Consider the following 15720-nt stretch of genomic DNA (forward strand, 5'->3'; position numbering starts at 1 on the left):
CGCCCACCCGGTGGGCCCCGTGGCGCCGCCACGGTGACACACCCCTGGGACACCTGTTCGACACGCCGGACACGGGGAGACACCGACTGGTCGCGGATCGTAAGCTCCGGAAGCTGACCGTACCGGAGGAGGGCCCATGGCGACGGTGATCGGCCCCCGACACCCGTCCGACGAGGACGAGGCGGCGGAAGAATCGCCGCTGCCCGAGCTGGCGGACGGCCACTGGATGAACCGGGCCACCGAGTTCGCGCACACCAGCTTCTGGGCGGTGGCCCGCCGGCTGCCCGCGCTGGTCCGCGAGGCCGTCGGCCTGGCCTGGGCGACCAGCCGCCGGGACACCATCGCCTCGATCGGGCTCAACATCGCCGCCGGGGTGCTCACCACGCTCGGCCTGCTGGCCACCACCGGGGTGCTCCGACAGCTCTTCGCGGCCGGCCCCACGCCCGACCGGATCCGCGCGGCGCTGCCCGCCCTGCTGCTCGCCGCCGCCGCGGTGACCATGCGGGGGGCGCTGACCATCGCCGCCGGCTGGGCGCAGGCCCGGCTCATCCCGCAGATCAACTACCAGGTGGAGCTGCGGCTCTTCGAGACCACCACCGCGGTCGAACTGGCCGCCTTCGACGACGCCGGCTTCGCCGAGGAGATGGACCGGGCCCGGGACCGTGGCATGGAAGAGGCGGCGTCGATCGTGGACCACACCGTCAACCTGGTCACCGGACTGGTGGGGGTGCTGGCCACCGCCGCCGCGGTCACGGTGATCCAGCCGGTGCTGCTGCCCTGCCTGCTGCTCGCGGCCGTGCCGGAGGCGGCCACCGCGGTGAAGATGGCCCGTCGGCAGTACCTCGCCCTGCTGGCCTGGATCACCCGGCGCCGCCGGATGTACCTGCTGGCCCGGCTGATGGCCGACCGGCACACCGCCGCCGAGATCCGCTCCTACCAGATGCGTGACTTCCTGCTGGCCGAGTACCACCGGATGATGACCGTGGAGACCCGTGCCCAGCTGCGGCTGGCCCGCTCGCAGACCGTCACCCGTGCCATCGGCCTGTCGGTGACCGGGATCGCCGCGTTCGGCGTCTACGCCGTCCTGGGTGGCCTGCTGCTCGGCGGTGTGGTGGCGCTGGCCGCCGCGGCCACCGCGCTGCTCGCCCTCCAGTCCGCCCGGTCCAGCATGCGCATGGCGGTGTTCGCCACCAACTCGCTCTACGAGGACGCGCTCTACTTCCAGGACTACCGCGACTTCCTGGACCGCGCCCGGCACCGGGTGCCCGCCGGCGGCACGCGGCCGGTCGACGGCTTCGACCGGATCGACCTCGACGGGGTCAGCCTCCGCTACCCGGACACCGAGACGGCCGCCGTCGACGAGGTCAGCCTGACCGTCCGGCGCGGCGAGGTGATCGCGCTGGTGGGGGAGAACGGCTCCGGCAAGACCACCCTGGCCAAGCTCATCGCCGGCCTCTACCGGCCCACCGCCGGAGTGATCCGCTGGGACGGGGTGGACGCCGCCGAGCTGGACCCCCGGCAGACCGCCGCGCAGGTGGCGGTGATGAGCCAGGACTGGTGGAGGTTCCCGTTCACCGCCCGCCAGAACATCCGCATCGGCCGGCATGACCGGCCCGCCGACCGCCCCGGCCCGGACGTCGAGGACGCGGCCCGGGACGCCGCCGCGCACGACATGATCAGCGAGCTGCCGTTCGGGTACGACACGCTGCTGGACCGGCAGTTCAAGGACGGCCAGGACCTCTCCGGCGGGCAGTGGCAGCGGCTCGTGGCCGCCCGCGGTCTCTACCGCGACGCCCGCCTGCTGATCTGTGACGAGCCCTCGGCGGCCCTCGACGCGCGGGCCGAGCACGCCCTCTTCCAGCACCTGCGGCGGCACCCCGACCGGGCCGTCGTGCTCATCACCCACCGGCTGGCCAACGTCCGGCACGCCGACCGGATCTTCGTGCTGGACCACGGCCGGATCGTCCAGCAGGGGGACCACGACGAGCTGATGGCCCAGGAGGGCCTCTACCGGGAGCTGTTCGAGCTGCAGGCGGCCGGCTACCTGGCGCAGGCCGGGGAGGCCGGCGGCTGAGGGTTTGACCTCGAGCGCGCTCGAACTCCTACGGTGACCGCACCGGCCGCCGCCCGGTCAGCGCGGCGTCACTTCCAGGGAGCCCCCATGCGTCACCGTGTCCTCGGCGGCACCGGCATCCAGGTCAGCGTGCACTGCCTCGGCACCATGATGTTCGGCGCGGTCGGCAACCCCGACCACGACGACTGCGCCCGGATCATCCACACCGCCCTCGACCGGGGGATCAACTTCGTGGACACCGCCGACATGTACTCGGCGGGCGAGTCGGAGGTGATCGTCGGCAAGGCGCTGCGGGGCCGGCGCGACGACGTGGTCCTGGCCACCAAGGTGCACTTCCCGATGGGGGAGGGGCCCAACCGCGGCGGGAACTCGCGGCGCTGGATCGTCCGCGCGGTCGAGGACAGCCTCCGCCGCCTCGGCACCGACTGGATCGACCTCTACCAGGTGCACCGGCCCGACCACACCACGGACGTCGAGGAGACCCTCGGGGCGCTCACCGACCTGGTGCGGGCCGGCAAGATCCGGGCGTTCGGCTGCTCGACCTTCCCGGCCGAGGAGATCGTCGAGGCGCAGCACGTGGCGGAGCGGCGGGCGCTCGGCCGGTTCCGCACCGAGCAGCCGCCGTACTCGATCCTGGCCCGCGGGATCGAGACCGCGGTCCTGCCGGTCTGCCGGCGGTACGGGATGGGCGTGCTGGTGTGGAGCCCGCTGGCCTCCGGTTTCCTCACCGGGCGGTATCGGCAGGGTGCGGCCGTCGACCTCACCGCCGGCCGGCCGGCGCGCACCCCGGCCCGGTTCGACCCGGCGCTGCCCGGCAACGCCGCCAAGTACGCCGCCGTCGAGGAACTGGTCGCGCTCGCCGAGGACGTCGGCTGCTCGCTGCCCGAGCTGGCCGTCGCGTTCACCGCGGCGCACCCGGCCGTCACGTCGACGATCATCGGGCCGCGCACGCTGGAGCAGCTGGAGGGGCTGCTCAAGGGTGCGGCGCTCACGCTGGACGACGCGGTGCTGGACCGGATCGATGAGATCGTCCCGCCCGGCACGAACCTCTACCAGCCGGACGGCGTCTGGTCCCCGCCCGCGCTGACCGACCCGGCACTGCGCCGCCGTCCCCTGGCGGAGCGCGCCGCCGCCTGACCCGACCGGGACAGGCGCCGTCCCGCGGCCGGGCGTGCCGCCGCCGGACCGGAGCGGGACCGCCGGAGCGCCGGGGCGCGCCGGCGGTGGCCGGTGGGCCGAGACGGCGTTGCCGCCGTCGCCGTCCTCGGGCAGGATGCGCGGAATGGCCCGCCCGTCCGTCCGCCACGCCACCGCCGTCGCGGCCGTGCTCGCCCTGCTCGCCGCCGGCTGCGCCGAACCGGCAGGCCCGCCGGCCGCCGCGCCGACGCCCACCGGCGGGGTCGCCGCGACGCCGGCCCGGCCGGCCGTGCCGTCGCCCGTCCCGGCCGCCCGCGCCGGGCTCGGCGGCCGGCCGAGCCCGAGCGCCCGGCCGTGCGGGGTCTTCCCGGCGGACAACGTCTGGCACGCCGACGTCTCCCGGCTGCCGGTGCACCCGCGCTCGGCCGCGATGGTCGGCACGATCGGCGGCGGCGCCACGGTGCACGCCGACTTCGGCTCCGGCCGCTGGGAGGGCGCGCCGATCGGCATCCCGGTCACCGTCGTCCCCGCCGGCCAGCGGCGGGTCCCGGTCAGCTTCGAGTACGCCGACGAGAGCGACCCGGGGCCGTACCCGGTCCCGCCGGACGCGGCGGTCGAGGGTGGACCGAACGGCACCGGCGACCGGCACGTGATCGTCTGGGACCGGGCGGCCTGCCGGGCGTACGAGCTGTTCGACGCGCACCGGTCCGGCGCCGGCTGGCGGGCCGGCTCGGGCGCCGTCTTCGATCTGCGGTCGAACAGGCTGCGCCGGGCCGGCTGGACCTCCGCCGACGCGGCCGGACTGTCCATCCTGGCCGGGTTGGTCCGCTACGACGAGGTGGCCGCCGGCCGGATCGACCACGCGCTGCGGGTGACCGTGCCGCGCACCCGGACCGGCTGGACCTGGCCGGCCACCCACTCCGCCTCGTCGGCGACCGACCCGGCGCTGCCGCAGCTCGGCCAGCGACTGCGCCTCAAGCGCTCGGTGGACCTGTCCGGGCTGCCCCGGCAGGCCCGGATCGTCGCCGAGGCGATGCGGCGTCACGGGCTGATCGTCGCCGACCACGGCTCGGCCTGGTTCGTCTCGGGCGCCCCCGACCCGCGCTGGGACAACGACGCCCTGCACGCCCTCGGCGGTCTGCGCGGCAGCGACTTCGAGGTGGTGGACGCCGCGGGGCTGATGGTGAGCGGCGGGTCGGGCGCCACCCGCTGATATCCCTCGCCGGACCCGGGCCGGTCGGGTCACACTGTCCGGGTGGATCATCGTGACCTGGTACGGGTCAGCAAGCGGATGTCGCTGGCTCTGCGCCACCGCCCCGACCGGTTCCACCTGGCGCTCGACGGGGCCGGCTGGGTGCCGGTCGCCGACCTGCTCGCCGCGCTGCGGATCACCCGGGCCGACCTGGACGCCGTGGTGGCCGGCAACGACAAGCAGCGCTTCGCCGTCGAACGCGGCCCCGACGGGGTCGACCGGATCCGGGCCAGTCAGGGCCACTCCGTCCCGGTCGACCTGGGCCTGGCCCCGACGACCCCGCCGGACCGGCTGTTCCACGGCACCAGCGAGGCCGTCCTGCCCGCGATCCGCGCCGAGGGGCTGCGCCGGGGGCGCCGCCACCACGTGCACCTGTCTCCCGACGAGGAGACCGCCCGCCGAGTCGGCGCCCGCCGCGGCGACGCCGTGGTGATCCTCACGATCGACGCGGCCGCCATGTCCGCCAACGGCTACCCCTTCTACCGCAGCGCCAACGGCGTCTGGCTCACCGACACCGTCCCACCCGCCTACCTCACGGCCCCGGCCGGTTGATCATGACGATGACCGCCGACCGCGGCGTGTCGGGGCGAGAACGTCATGGTCGACGCGGTGACGGTGGGGTGGGTCAGTGCGCCGTGACCGGGTGGTGGACGACGGCGTCGAAGAGGTAGGCGAGGGTGTTCGGGGCGGCCCGGTCGGGCTGGGTCGCGCCCGTGGTGTCGGTGGCGCGAGCGCGGAGGGTGAACCGGCCCGGCGCCGGGGGGCGCCAGCGCACCGTCCAGCGCTGCCAGGCCCCGCCCCGGTCGGCCGCCACCAGGTCGGCCGGGCGCCAGCCGTCGCCGGTGTCCACCTCGACCCGCTCGATCGGGCCGTTGCCGGACCAGGACCGGCCGTGCAGCAGCACCTCGGCGCCGGCCGGCACGCGGGCGTCCCAGGCCAGCTCGAACGCGCTCTTCACCAGCTGCGCGCCCAGCACCGTGCCCCCGGCCGGGTGCCCCGGGCCGAACATCCGGTAGAACCGGGTGTTCCACGGGGAGAAGAGGGGTGTGGTGGAGACCTCGACCGGGCCCACCCACTTGATCGAGGCGATGCCGATCCAGCCGGGCACCACGAGGCGGACCGGGAAACCGTGGTCGGGCGGGAGCGGCTCGCCGTTCATCTCGTACGCCAGCAGCACGTCGTCGAGGGCCTTGGCGATCGGCAGCGGGCGGCGTACGCGGCCCAGGTTGATCCCGCCGGTCACGTAGTCCGGGTCCAGCCCCTCGGGCATCACGTCGACCGCGTCGTCCCGCAGCCCGGCCAGGCGCAGCACGGTGCCCAGCCGGACGCCGCGCCAGCGGGCCACGCCCACCCCGCCCAGCCCCCAGGCCACCCCCGGGGCCGGCTCGCCCTGCTGCTCGGCGAAGTAGCGCCGCCCGTTACCGGCGCACTCGAGGAGCGCGTCGCTCTCCTCGGCGGGCAGCCGGCGCAGCTCGTCGAGGCTGAACTCGACCGGGGTGTCCCGGGTGGGCGCGCCCCGCAGCCCGGTGCCGAACAGGCGCAGCCGCCAGGAGTCGGCGTCCAGCCGGGGCGTCTCGGTGTGGTTGCGGACGAAGAACCGGTCGTTCGGCACCACGTACCCCTGCCCGGCGAGCGCCGTCCAGCGCATCTCGGCGTTGGTGTCCAGCGGGCGCAGCAGCTCCGGCGGCAGCGGCTTGGCGATCGGCGTACCGGGATCGACGCCGACCGGCGCGGACGCCATGGCGACCGGCTCGCGCTCGGCCGCGGCGGCGGTCAGGGCGGCCATGGCCGCCCCCAGCTCCAGCAGCCGGTCGCGGTCCACGCCCGCGCCGCGGGCCTCCCCGGCGAGCCACTGCCGGCTCCGGCGGGTGTCGTGGTCGGCTTCGGCGTGGGACACGGGTAACCTCCGGAGGCTCGGCGACGCTGCCATTCCTATTCAATCAGTGGGACTTTTCGTCGATATCTCGCAGGTCGGGGTCAGGCGGTGGGCACGCCGAGGTGGTCGAGCAGCCGCCGCAGCAGCGGCCCGACGCTGAGCGGGGCAACCGCCTCCGCCGGCGTGCTGGCCGGGGTCAGTCGCCGTGGTGGCCGGCGAGGAAATCGGCCAGCACCCGGGTGTGCGTGGAGAACGCCAGCTCGACCGGCTCGGTGAGGACCAGCCACTCGGTGGCCTCCTCGGTCGGCGCCGACGGAGGCAGGTCACCGACCGGCCGCTCGGGCAGCACGCCGAAGACCATCATGGTGCCGCCGGCCGGCGCCCCGTGCACCGCGAACAGCCGCGCCTCCTCGGCCTCGGCGAGCAGGCCGGTCTCCTCCCGCAGCTCGCGGACCAGCGCCTCGGACCACTCCTCGCCGTACTCGATGAAGCCGCCCGGCAGGGCGAGTTGGCCGCGGGCCGGCTCGATGTCCCGGCGGACCACCACCACGCCGACGCCGTCCGGGGTGCGGACCGGCAGCACGGCCACCGCGACGGGCAGCGGGTTGCGCCACACCGTCTCCCCACAGGCCGGGCAGACGCGCGGCCACCCGGCCTCCGCCGGGTAGGCCACGCCGCAGGACGAGCAGTGCGAGTACGCGGCGGAGGTCACGCCGCTGCACGTTACCCGCCCGGCCGCCCGGCTGCGCCCGTCACCCGTCCGCGCGGAGGGCGGCCCGGGCCTCCATGAGGGCGAAGCCGAGCAGGTTGTCGCCCCGCCACCGCGCCGGGTCCGCGGCGCGCGGGTCGTCGGCCGCCAGCCCGATGCCCCAGATGCGGTCCACCGGGCTCGCCTCGACCAGCACCCGCTCGCCGGTGCCGAGCAGGAAGCGGCCCAGCTGCTCGTGCTGGCCGAACTTCGCCACGCTGCCGGCCACCACGACGTCGTAGCGGCGGGCCGCCCAGATCGCCTCGTCGAAGCCGCGGACCTGCCGGCCGAGCGCCTTGGCCCGCTGCGGGTGCGTGGCGGTCAGCACCCGCTCGGCGATCCCGTCGTCGCCGAACAGGGTGGCCTTGTGCCACATCATCCAGTGCTCGGCGGTGGCGTACGTGCGGCCGTCGACCGTGAACGGCGCGGGCCACCACTGGCTCAGGCAGCCGGCGCCGACGCTGCCGTCACGCTGCGGGCGGTGCCCCCAGAAGTGCAGGTATCTGACCGGGGCTCCGGAGTGGACGGCGGCGGTCAGCTCGGCGACGGATCGGATCGGCACGCTCGCCAGTCTGCCCGAGGGCACCGACAGGTCGCCGCCGCATTTCCCCGGGCCGGAATCCCGTCGCGGCGCCACGTCGCCACCGATAACCTGCCCGGACCTGACGTGGAAGGAGGAGACGGTGGAGACCATCACGCTGTGGCGACCGACCGGGCCGGAGGAACTGGCCCTGGTGGAGGCGTCCGGCTGGCGCGCGTGGCCGCCCCGCCTCCCGGACCAGCCCATCTTCTACCCGGTGCTCACCGAGGAATACGCCGTCCTGATCGCCCGGGACTGGAACGTCCCGGCCTCCGGCGTCGGCTACGTGACCCGGTTCGCGGTGCGGCGCGACTTCGCCGACCGCTACCCGGTCCGCCAGGTCGGTGGCCGGGAGATCCGGGAACTCTGGATCCCCGCCGAGGACGTCACCCTGCTCAACGCCCACCTCGTCGGTCGCATCGAGGTCGTGCACGAGTTCCACCCTGCCTGACCCCGCGATCGTGCCCGGGCACGGACACGGGCACGATCGGCGGGCGGGTCAGGAGGTGGGGATGCCCGTGTAGGCGGCGGTGACCCGGTCGCCGGCGGCGCGGGCCTCGTCGGCCGGGGTGCCGGCGGCGATGCTCGCCTCGGTCCAGCGGGCGCTGGCCTCCGTCATGAAGCGCCGGCCCTCGTCGGAGCCCACCCAGGCGGCGGCCTGGTCCGGGCTGATCCCGCTGCCGTCGGCCGCGAGGTGGGAGGCCAGCCCGAGCAGCGCCGAGTCCCAGCCGACGCCGACCGCGCCCGGCCCGTACTCGGCCCACCGCTCGTCGTCGACGTGCGCCACGTGCTCCAGTTCGAACCGGGTACGCCCGGCGCCGGCCTCGGTGAGCCGCACCTCGATCCAGCTCACCTCCCCGCCGAACTCCCAGGTCGCGGCGAAGCTGTGCGGCGGGTCGCAGCGCTCGACCGTGCCCCCGGCGTTGCCCTCCAGCTGGTAGCGCCCGCCGAGCTTCAGCTCGCCGGAGACCGGCAGGAACCAGCGGGGGATCCGCTCGGCGCTGGTGCAGGCGTCCCAGACGTCCTCCACCGGCGCGTCGTACGTCTGGCTGACGGTCAGCACCCGGGCCTCGCCGGCGGGGAGCGTGCGGCTGCCCAGCCGGCGCTCCACGTCGCTGATCTGCCCGATTACGTCGATCATGATGTGGTCCTCTCGTCGGAGTCGCTTCCGCGCAGCCGCCGTTCGCGCCGGCCCCGGGCCAGTTCGGTGGCGAGCGCCGCCAGCGGCGGCGTCCAGAACCGGCGGAAGCCCGCCAGCCACTCGTCCATCTCGCGCAGTGGGCGCGGGTCCACCGCGTAGAGGCGGCGGGTGCCCTGGGCGCGCACGGTCGCGAAGCCGTGCTCCCGTAGCACCTTGAGGTGCTGCGACACGGCGGGCTGGCTGATGCCGAACTCCCGCTGGACGGTGGCGCCGAGCGCGCCGGCCGGCTGCTCGCCCTCGGCGAGCAGCTCCAGGATCCGGCGTCGGACCGGATCCCCGAGGACGTCGAAGGCGTGCACGACCCCTTTCTATCAGACCCGACTTATATAAGCCAGCGCTGTAGGAGCGACGTCGCCCGAGGCGAGCGGCGAGCGGCGAGCGGAGGGACGGGACGCCGCTGGGGGTCCCGCCCCTCCGGTCAGGCGCCGAGGCGGGCGGCGACGGTGCTGCGCAGCTCCGGGAGCCGGTCGTGCAGCAGGCCGGGGCACTGGGTGCTGTTGAAGTCCTTGTGCCCGTAGATCTCGGACGGCGGGATGCCGTACTGCTGGCAGGTGAAGGCGCAGAACCACACCAGACTGTTCCAGAGCGCCTGCGGGGGCTGCACGTCGAGATAGATGCCGTCGTTCTCGATGCCGATGGCCTGGCTGTTCTGGCCGACGCAGTGCGCGCCCTGCACCATGGTCTGCCCGTGCAGCAGCCCGTACAGGCTGCCGTGCCGGCCCTCGGTGAGGTAGCCGCCGCGGCTGTTGGTGAAGTGCTGACCGGAGTCGAGCCAGCCGTTGCTGTCCATGTGCAGGTTTTGAATGTCGCGCGAGTTCCGGTAGGCCTGCGCGAGGCTGTAGTCGGTGGTGTTCGGGAACGCCGTGTGGTGGATGATGATCTTGTTGGGCCGGTTCTGCACCACGCTCACCGCGGAGGACGGCGGGCGGGCGCCCCAGGTCGCACAGTTGGCGATGGTCGGCTGGTCGATCCGGGCGGCGACGGCCCGGGCGCCGTGGTCGGCGCCGAACTGGGTCAGCGCGGTGGCGCCGGCGGCGGCGCCGAGCAGGACCGCGCCGCGCAGCACGGCCCGCCGGGGAACGGGAACGGACATCGGGGCCTCCTCGTCGGGGACGGACGCCAGGTGGCGGGCGGTTCCGGGTGCCGGCGCGCGGACGCCGGCCGGACGGGACCGCCCGCCACCGAGGCGGATCAGCAGGGTCCGTTGCAGGCCAGCACCTTGAGCCGGTCCAGGGTGCCGTTCCAGACGTTCTGGTCACCGGGGAAGACGCCCGAGGAGGACCACTGCCAGAACGAGTACGTCCCCCAGCCGGCCGGCAGCGTGCCGACGCTGCTGGAGTAGCGGGCGATCCACAGCGGGTTGTTCGCGGCGAACTGCGAGGTGTTGCCGGTGCAGGTGCTCCACCAGTCGGTGGTGGTGTAGATGGTGGCCCACCGGCCGGTGCGCGCGTAGTACTGGTTGACGAACGAGGCGATCCAGCTGCGCATCGAGGCCTGGCTCAAGCCGTAGCAGGTGGCGCCGTACGGGTTGTACTCGATGTCGAGCGCGCCGGGCAGCGTCCTGCCGTCCTTGGACCAGCCGCCGCCGTGGTCGACGAAGTAGTTGGCCTGGGTGGCGCCGCTGGAGTTGCCGGGCAGCGCGAAGTGGTACGAGCCGCGGATCATCCCGACGTTGTAGGAGCCGTTGTACTGCTGGGCGAAGTACGGGTTGATGTAGCTGGTGCCCTCGGTCGCCTTCACGTACGCGAACCGGGCGCCGTTGTTCCAGGCGCCGGACCAGTTCACGTTGCCCTGGTGGCTGGAGACGTCCATGCCGGGCAGGCCGGCCGGCGCGGCGCTGGCGGGAGTCGCGCCGACGACGGCCGAGGCGGCCAGGGTGACGGTGGCGAGCAGGGCCGTGGCGGCCGTACGCAGCGCCGATCGCAGGGGACGGTTCATCTTTCCTCCCTGGGGGTTGGGGGAGTGCGACGAAAGGAACTGTCAACATTAGGTCACAGGATGGAGAAACTTTTCAATAGAGACATGGAAGTTTTTCTTTGTCTTCTGGGGGTCAGCGGAGGTCGTTCAGCACCTCGGCGGCAGCCCGCTCGCCGGCCGCGACCGCGCCCTCCAGGTAGCCGCTCCACCGGCTGGCGGTCTCGGTGCCGGCCCAGTGCACCCCGCCCACCGGCCGGCGCAGCTCCGGGCCGTAGTCCCGCCACGAGCCGGGCGGCAGCATGCCGCAGAAGCAGCCCCGGGTCCACGGGTCGGCCGACCAGTCGTACTCGACCAGGTCGTCGGGGCGGGCGGCGGCCGGGCCGACCAGCGCGACGAGGGCCTCCAGCAGTGCGGCCCGCCGCGCGTCCGGCGCCATCCGACGCAGCTCACGGGCCTCCGCGCCGTAGCTGAACGCGGTGAGCACCCCGCGCGGCGAGCCGGGCAGCGAGTTGTCCACCGTCTCGGTGACCGGGCCGTCGTCGGCGGTCGCCACCCCGGAGCGGCCGTCGGCCCGCCAGAACGGCTCCGGGTAGAGGGCGTGCACTTTGATCGCCGCGCCCATCGGCATCCGCTGGGTGAGCCCGTCGCGCAGCGCGGGCAGCGGCGGGTCGTACCGGATCCGCCCGGCCAGCGCCGGTGCCACCGCGACCACCACGGCGTCGGCGCGGTACGCCGCGCCGCCCGCGTGGACCCGCACCCCGCCGTCGTCCTGGGCGATCCGCTCGACCGGGGCGCCGAGCCGCAGGCAGCCCGCCGGCAGGGCGGCGGCCAGCCGCTCGGCCAGCGCCGCCGGGCCGCCCACGATCCGGTCCTGCTGGGCGCCGCCGGCCATCCCCAGCAGGATCCCCGTGCCGCCGCCGCTGCACAGGTAGAACAGCATCTGCAACAGCGACACCTCGTCCGGCGAGGCGGCGAGCAGCCCACCGGCCAGCAACCGCCCGGCGTAGCGGGCGGTGACCGGGTCGGGCGCGGTGGCGGCCAGCCAGCCACCGAGCGTGGTCCGGTCCCACTCCGCCGCCTCGGCCGCCCGCCAGGGCGCGGCCGGGTCGAGCCGCGCGGCGAGCCCGTCCAGCGTGTCGAGGACCGCGGCCACCGGCGCGGGCGCCTCGGCCAGCCGCTGCCCGGCCCAGCGCAGGGTCGGCGCGCCCCGCGCCGGTGACGGGAAGGTGGCCAGGCCGTGGGCGGCCACCAGCGCGTACATCCGGTCCTGGGTCGGGCCGATCCACTGCGCGCCGAGGTCGAGCCAGCCGCCGTCGGGCAGCGGCCGGGAGAGCGTCCGGCCGCCGACCCGGTCCCGGGCCTCCAGCAGGTGTACGGCGCAGCCGGCCCCGGCGAGCGCGAGTGCGGCGGCCAGGCCGGAGAACCCCGCCCCGACCACGACCACCCGGTTGCCGCGCACGGCGGGGGATACCCGGATCCCGGTGGAATTCTCTCCGGCGGCGTGTCGATACCGGAGGCCGCCGTTCGTGTGGAGGGTGGAGGGGGCGGCACCGGGTCGCTGCCGCGGGTGAGGAGAAGCGCGTGAAGCAGTACCTGATCAGCATGTACCAGCCGGCCGGCGCCGGCCGGCCGGACCCGGAGTTCCTGGCCGGGGTGATGCGCGAGGTCGACGCCATCGGCCGGGACCTGAGGGAGGCCGGCTGCTGGGTGTTCGGCAACGGCCTGCACGCCCCGGAGACGGCCACCGTGCTGCGCCCGCAGGGCGACGAGTTGCTCGTCACCGACGGCCCGTACGTCGAGGGCAAGGAGTACCTGGGCGGGTTCACCATCATCACGGCCCCCGACCTCGACGCCGCGCTCGACTGGGGCCGCCGGTACGCCCTGGCCACCACCCTGCCGATCGAGGTGCGCCCGTTCCAGGGCGAGGGATGACCGGCCCCATCGACGTCGAACGGGTCTTCCGCGCGGAGTACGGCCGCGCGGTCGCCGTCCTGGTCCGCCTGCTCGGCGACATCGACCTCGCCGAGGAGGCGGTCCAGGAGGCGTTCGCCACCGCGGTCGACCGGTGGACCGTCGACGGGCCGCCGCCGAGCCCGGCCGGCTGGATCATCACCACCGCCCGGAACCGGGCGATCGACCGGCGGCGCCGCGAGGCGTCCCGCGCCGACCGGCACGCCCAGGCGGCCCTCCTGTACGCCCCCGAGCCGCCCGCCGAGGAGGGTCCCGTGCGCGACGACCGGCTCCGACTGATCTTCACCTGCTGCCACCCGGCGCTCGGCCCGGCGGCCCGGGTGGCGCTGACCCTGCGCCTGCTCGGCGGGCTGAGCACCGCCGAGATCGCGAGGGCGTTCCTCGTGCCGGAGCCCACCATGGCGCAGCGCCTGGTCCGGGCCAAGGCGAAGATCCGGGACGCCGGCATCCCGTACCGGGTGCCCCGGGACGCCGACCTGCCCGACCGGCTGCGGGGCGTGCTGGCCGTGGTCTACCTGATCTTCACGGAGGGGCACACCGCCAGCGCGGGGGAGCGGCTGGTCCGCGACGAGCTGTGCGACGAGGCGATCCGGCTGGGCCGGCTGCTCGCCGCGCTCATGCCGGACGAGCCGGAGGTGCTCGGCCTGCTCGCGCTCATGCTGCTCACCGACGCGCGGCGGGGCGCGCGGACCGGGCCGGACGGCACACTGGTGCCGCTGGGCGCGCAGGACCGCAGCCGGTGGGACCGGGCGCTGATCGCCGAGGGGCAGGCCCTCGTGCGGCGCTGCCTGCGGCGGGACCGCCCCGGCCCGTACCAGATCCAGGCCGCGATCAACGCGGTGCACAGCGACGCGCCGACCGCCGCGGACACCGACTGGCGGCAGATCCTCGCCCTCTACGACCAGCTCCTGGCGCACGCCCCCGGGCCGGTGGTGGCGCTGCACCGGGCCGTCGCGCTGGCCGAGGTGGCCGGACCGGCCACCGCGCTGGCCGAGGTCGACCGGCTGGACCTGGCCGGCTACCACGTGCTGCACGCCGTCCGGGCCGACCTGCTGCGCCGCCTCGACCGGCACGCCGAGGCGGCGGCCGCGTACGACGCGGCGATGGCGCGCACCGACAACGCCCCCGAGCGGGAATTCCTCCGCCGCTCCCGCGACCTGCTCAGGAGTCACCCGTGAGCGCACCGGAGATCCTGGTCGACGGCCTCGCCCTCGGTGGCCCGGACGGGCGCACCCTCCCCCTCGTCACCGCACAGTGGAGCCCCGCGGCGACGCGCGCCGGAATCGTGATCGCGTCGATATCGCCGCGGCCCTCGGGAGGCATTGACGAACCCCCGCCGAAAAGTACACTCCCGGTGTAATAAGTTTCCCGCTTCGCCCGAGCCGCACCGCGCACCCCCGACGCCGCGTCCTCTCCCGAGGTGAAGATGCCCCCACCCCCCACTCCCGCGGACGGAATCGACCTGGCGCTGCACGGTGTCGGCGTCCGGTTCGGCGGCCTCGTCGCCCTCGACGACGTCTCGCTGCGGGTCCCGCCCGGCCGGATCGTCGGAGTGATCGGCCCGAACGGCGCCGGGAAGACCACCCTGTTCAACGTGGTCTGCGGCTTCGTCCCGCCGACCAGCGGATCGCTCACCCTGGACGGTCGCCCGTTCCGGCCCCGCCCGCACCGGCTGACCCGGCTCGGCATCGCCCGCACGCTCCAGGGCGTCGGCCTGTTTCCCGGCCTCACCGTGCTGGAGAACGTGGTGGCCGGCGCCAGCCACGCGGCCCGCGCCGGCTTCGCCACCGCCCTGTTCGGCCTGCCCCGCAGCGACCGCGACGAGCGGCGGCTGCGCCAGGAGGCCCTCGACCTGCTCGCCGAGCTGGGCGTCGCCGCGCACGCCGGCGCGGCCCCGGCCACCCTGCCGTACGCGGTGCGCAAGCGGGTCGCCCTGGCCCGCGCCCTGATCGCCCGGCCCCGCCTGCTCCTGCTCGACGAGCCGGCGGGCGGGCTGGGCGCCGACGACGTCGACGAGCTGGCCGAGCTGGTCCGGACCCTGCCCGAACGGGCCGGCGGCGCCTGCTCGGTGATGCTCGTCGAGCACCACATGGACCTGGTCATGGCCGTCTGCCAGGAGCTGGTGGTGCTCGACTTCGGCCGGGTCATCGCCGCCGGCACCCCCGACGAGGTCCGCGACGACCCGCTGGTCACCGAGGCCTACCTCGGCGCCGACGTGCCGGCCGAGGCCGCGGGGGCCGGGTCGTGACCGCGGTGCTGGAGGTCGAGGCGGTCAGCGCCGGCTACGGGCCCGTGCCGGTCCTGCGGGACGTGACCTTCGAGGTGCCCGCCGGGACCATCGCCGCCGTGCTCGGCGCCAACGGGGCCGGCAAGACGACCCTGCTGCGTACCCTGTCGGGTCTGCTCCGGCCCACCGGCGGCCGGGTCCGCTTCGACGGCGCCGACCTGCGCGGCGTCCGCGTCGAACGGCTGGTCCGGCGCGGCCTGGCGCACGTCCCCGAGGGGCGGGGCGTGGTGGCCGAGCTGACCGTGGAGGAGAACCTGCGCCTCGGCGGCCTCTGGCGCAGCGACCGGGCCGACGCCCGCCACGCCCAGGACGAGGTGTACGAGCTGTTCCCGGCCCTGGCCCGCCGGCGCCGGCACGCCGGGCACCAGCTCTCCGGCGGGGAACGGCAGATGCTCGCCCTCGGCCGGGCGCTGATCGCCCGCCCCCGGCTGCTGCTGCTCGACGAGCCGTCGCTCGGCCTGGCCCCCAAGGTGACCGCGCAGATCATGGCGCTGCTGCGCCGGCTCTGCGACGAGCGGGGGCTGACCGTCCTGCTGGTCGAGCAGAACGTGCGCAGCGCCCTCTCGGTCGCCGACCAGGGCGTGGTGATGTCGCTCGGCCGGGTGGTGACCGCCGCGCCGGCGGGCCGGCTGCGCGACGACGACCAGCTCCGGCACGCGTACCTCGGGTTCTGACGG

Annotated in this window: 17 protein-coding genes; 9 read left to right on the top strand and 8 right to left on the bottom strand. The window is 75.2% G+C overall.

Annotated elements, in window-relative coordinates:
• Positions 1–136 precede the first annotated feature (136 nt).
• The 4 genes from RMN56_RS23800 to RMN56_RS23815 all read left to right on the top strand — a co-directional run bounded on the left by RMN56_RS23800 (position 137) and on the right by RMN56_RS23815 (position 5015).
• On the top strand, positions 137–2074 hold the full coding sequence (locus tag RMN56_RS23800; protein WP_313719759.1) for an ABC transporter ATP-binding protein: 1938 nt from the start codon (positions 137–139) through the stop codon (positions 2072–2074).
• A gap of 87 nt (positions 2075–2161) precedes the next feature.
• Complete coding sequence (locus RMN56_RS23805; RefSeq protein ID WP_313719760.1) at positions 2162–3211, top strand: aldo/keto reductase; 1050 nt, start codon at positions 2162–2164, stop codon at positions 3209–3211.
• Positions 3212–3356: 145 nt separating this feature from the next.
• On the top strand, positions 3357–4424 hold the full coding sequence (locus RMN56_RS23810) for a hypothetical protein (protein ID WP_313719761.1): 1068 nt from the start codon (positions 3357–3359) through the stop codon (positions 4422–4424).
• Positions 4425–4466: 42 nt separating this feature from the next.
• Complete coding sequence (locus RMN56_RS23815; protein WP_313719762.1) at positions 4467–5015, top strand: RNA 2'-phosphotransferase; 549 nt, start codon at positions 4467–4469, stop codon at positions 5013–5015.
• 73 nt (positions 5016–5088) lie between these two features.
• Here RMN56_RS23815 and RMN56_RS23820 read toward each other — a convergent pair whose 3' ends face one another.
• The 3 genes from RMN56_RS23820 to ybiA all read right to left on the bottom strand — a co-directional run bounded on the left by RMN56_RS23820 (position 5089) and on the right by ybiA (position 7649).
• Positions 5089–6360, bottom strand: a complete 1272-nt coding sequence (locus RMN56_RS23820) for a sulfite oxidase (RefSeq protein WP_313719763.1) — start codon at positions 6358–6360, stop codon at positions 5089–5091.
• A gap of 175 nt (positions 6361–6535) precedes the next feature.
• Positions 6536–7051 carry an NUDIX domain-containing protein gene (locus RMN56_RS23825; RefSeq protein WP_313719764.1) on the bottom strand — a complete coding sequence of 172 codons (516 nt, stop codon included), beginning with the start codon at positions 7049–7051 and terminating at the stop codon, positions 6536–6538.
• A 40-nt stretch (positions 7052–7091) separates the two neighbouring features.
• A complete protein-coding gene (gene ybiA, locus RMN56_RS23830; RefSeq protein WP_512699739.1) occupies positions 7092–7649 on the bottom strand; it encodes a riboflavin biosynthesis intermediates N-glycosidase in 558 nt (185 codons plus the stop codon).
• 121 nt (positions 7650–7770) lie between these two features.
• On the opposite strand from ybiA, the gene RMN56_RS23835 reads away from it, so the two are divergent.
• On the top strand, positions 7771–8118 hold the full coding sequence (locus tag RMN56_RS23835) for an ADP-ribosylation/crystallin J1 (RefSeq protein ID WP_313719765.1): 348 nt from the start codon (positions 7771–7773) through the stop codon (positions 8116–8118).
• Between the two features lie 48 nt (positions 8119–8166).
• On the opposite strand, the gene RMN56_RS23840 is transcribed toward RMN56_RS23835, so the two are convergent.
• The 5 genes from RMN56_RS23840 to RMN56_RS23860 all read right to left on the bottom strand — a co-directional run bounded on the left by RMN56_RS23840 (position 8167) and on the right by RMN56_RS23860 (position 12244).
• A complete protein-coding gene (locus RMN56_RS23840) occupies positions 8167–8808 on the bottom strand; it encodes an SRPBCC family protein (RefSeq protein WP_313719766.1) in 642 nt (213 codons plus the stop codon).
• Complete coding sequence (locus RMN56_RS23845; protein WP_262285596.1) at positions 8805–9167, bottom strand: ArsR/SmtB family transcription factor; 363 nt, start codon at positions 9165–9167, stop codon at positions 8805–8807. Before RMN56_RS23845 ends, RMN56_RS23840 begins: the two co-directional genes overlap by 4 nt.
• A gap of 119 nt (positions 9168–9286) precedes the next feature.
• Positions 9287–9961, bottom strand: a complete 675-nt coding sequence (locus tag RMN56_RS23850; protein ID WP_313719767.1) for a peptidoglycan recognition protein family protein — start codon at positions 9959–9961, stop codon at positions 9287–9289.
• A 98-nt stretch (positions 9962–10059) separates the two neighbouring features.
• Entirely contained in the window at positions 10060–10806 is a 747-nt protein-coding gene (locus tag RMN56_RS23855) for a lysozyme (RefSeq protein ID WP_262285598.1), read from the bottom strand.
• Positions 10807–10918: 112 nt separating this feature from the next.
• The gene (locus tag RMN56_RS23860) at positions 10919–12244 is read right to left on the bottom strand and encodes a flavin monoamine oxidase family protein (protein WP_313719768.1); all 1326 of its coding nucleotides are present in this window, start codon (positions 12242–12244) and stop codon (positions 10919–10921) included.
• Positions 12245–12366: 122 nt separating this feature from the next.
• Here RMN56_RS23860 and RMN56_RS23865 point away from each other — a divergent pair, with 122 nt between their 5' ends.
• The 4 genes from RMN56_RS23865 (at position 12367) to RMN56_RS23880 (ending at position 15717) form a co-directional block, all read left to right on the top strand.
• Positions 12367–12717: a YciI family protein gene (locus RMN56_RS23865; protein WP_313719769.1), complete on the top strand. Its 351-nt coding sequence runs from the start codon at positions 12367–12369 to the stop codon at positions 12715–12717.
• Positions 12714–13934 carry an RNA polymerase sigma factor gene (locus RMN56_RS23870; protein WP_313719770.1) on the top strand — a complete coding sequence of 407 codons (1221 nt, stop codon included), beginning with the start codon at positions 12714–12716 and terminating at the stop codon, positions 13932–13934. Before RMN56_RS23865 ends, RMN56_RS23870 begins: the two co-directional genes overlap by 4 nt.
• A 248-nt stretch (positions 13935–14182) precedes the next feature.
• The gene (locus RMN56_RS23875) at positions 14183–15004 is read left to right on the top strand and encodes an ABC transporter ATP-binding protein (protein WP_313719771.1); all 822 of its coding nucleotides are present in this window, start codon (positions 14183–14185) and stop codon (positions 15002–15004) included.
• Positions 15001–15717 (top strand): ABC transporter ATP-binding protein, encoded by a 717-nt coding sequence (locus RMN56_RS23880; protein ID WP_313719772.1) that lies wholly within the window; start codon positions 15001–15003, stop codon positions 15715–15717. The genes RMN56_RS23875 and RMN56_RS23880 overlap by 4 nt, the downstream gene beginning before the upstream one ends.
• The last annotated feature ends 3 nt before the right edge of the window (positions 15718–15720 follow it).

Source organism: Micromonospora halotolerans (assembly GCF_032108445.1).
In the GTDB taxonomy this organism is placed as follows: domain Bacteria; phylum Actinomycetota; class Actinomycetes; order Mycobacteriales; family Micromonosporaceae; genus Micromonospora; species Micromonospora halotolerans.

Coding starts and splice junctions, on each gene's coding strand:
- RMN56_RS23870 (WP_313719770.1), top strand. CDS start 12,714: ATGACCGGCCCCATCGACGTCGAACGGGTCTTCCGCGCGGAGTACGGC.
- RMN56_RS23800 (WP_313719759.1), top strand. CDS start 137: ATGGCGACGGTGATCGGCCCCCGACACCCGTCCGACGAGGACGAGGCG.
- RMN56_RS23810 (WP_313719761.1), top strand. CDS start 3,357: ATGGCCCGCCCGTCCGTCCGCCACGCCACCGCCGTCGCGGCCGTGCTC.
- RMN56_RS23855 (WP_262285598.1), bottom strand. CDS start 10,806: ATGAACCGTCCCCTGCGATCGGCGCTGCGTACGGCCGCCACGGCCCTG.
- RMN56_RS23805 (WP_313719760.1), top strand. CDS start 2,162: ATGCGTCACCGTGTCCTCGGCGGCACCGGCATCCAGGTCAGCGTGCAC.
- RMN56_RS23875 (WP_313719771.1), top strand. CDS start 14,183: ATGCCCCCACCCCCCACTCCCGCGGACGGAATCGACCTGGCGCTGCAC.
- RMN56_RS23840 (WP_313719766.1), bottom strand. CDS start 8,808: ATGATCGACGTAATCGGGCAGATCAGCGACGTGGAGCGCCGGCTGGGC.
- RMN56_RS23850 (WP_313719767.1), bottom strand. CDS start 9,961: ATGTCCGTTCCCGTTCCCCGGCGGGCCGTGCTGCGCGGCGCGGTCCTG.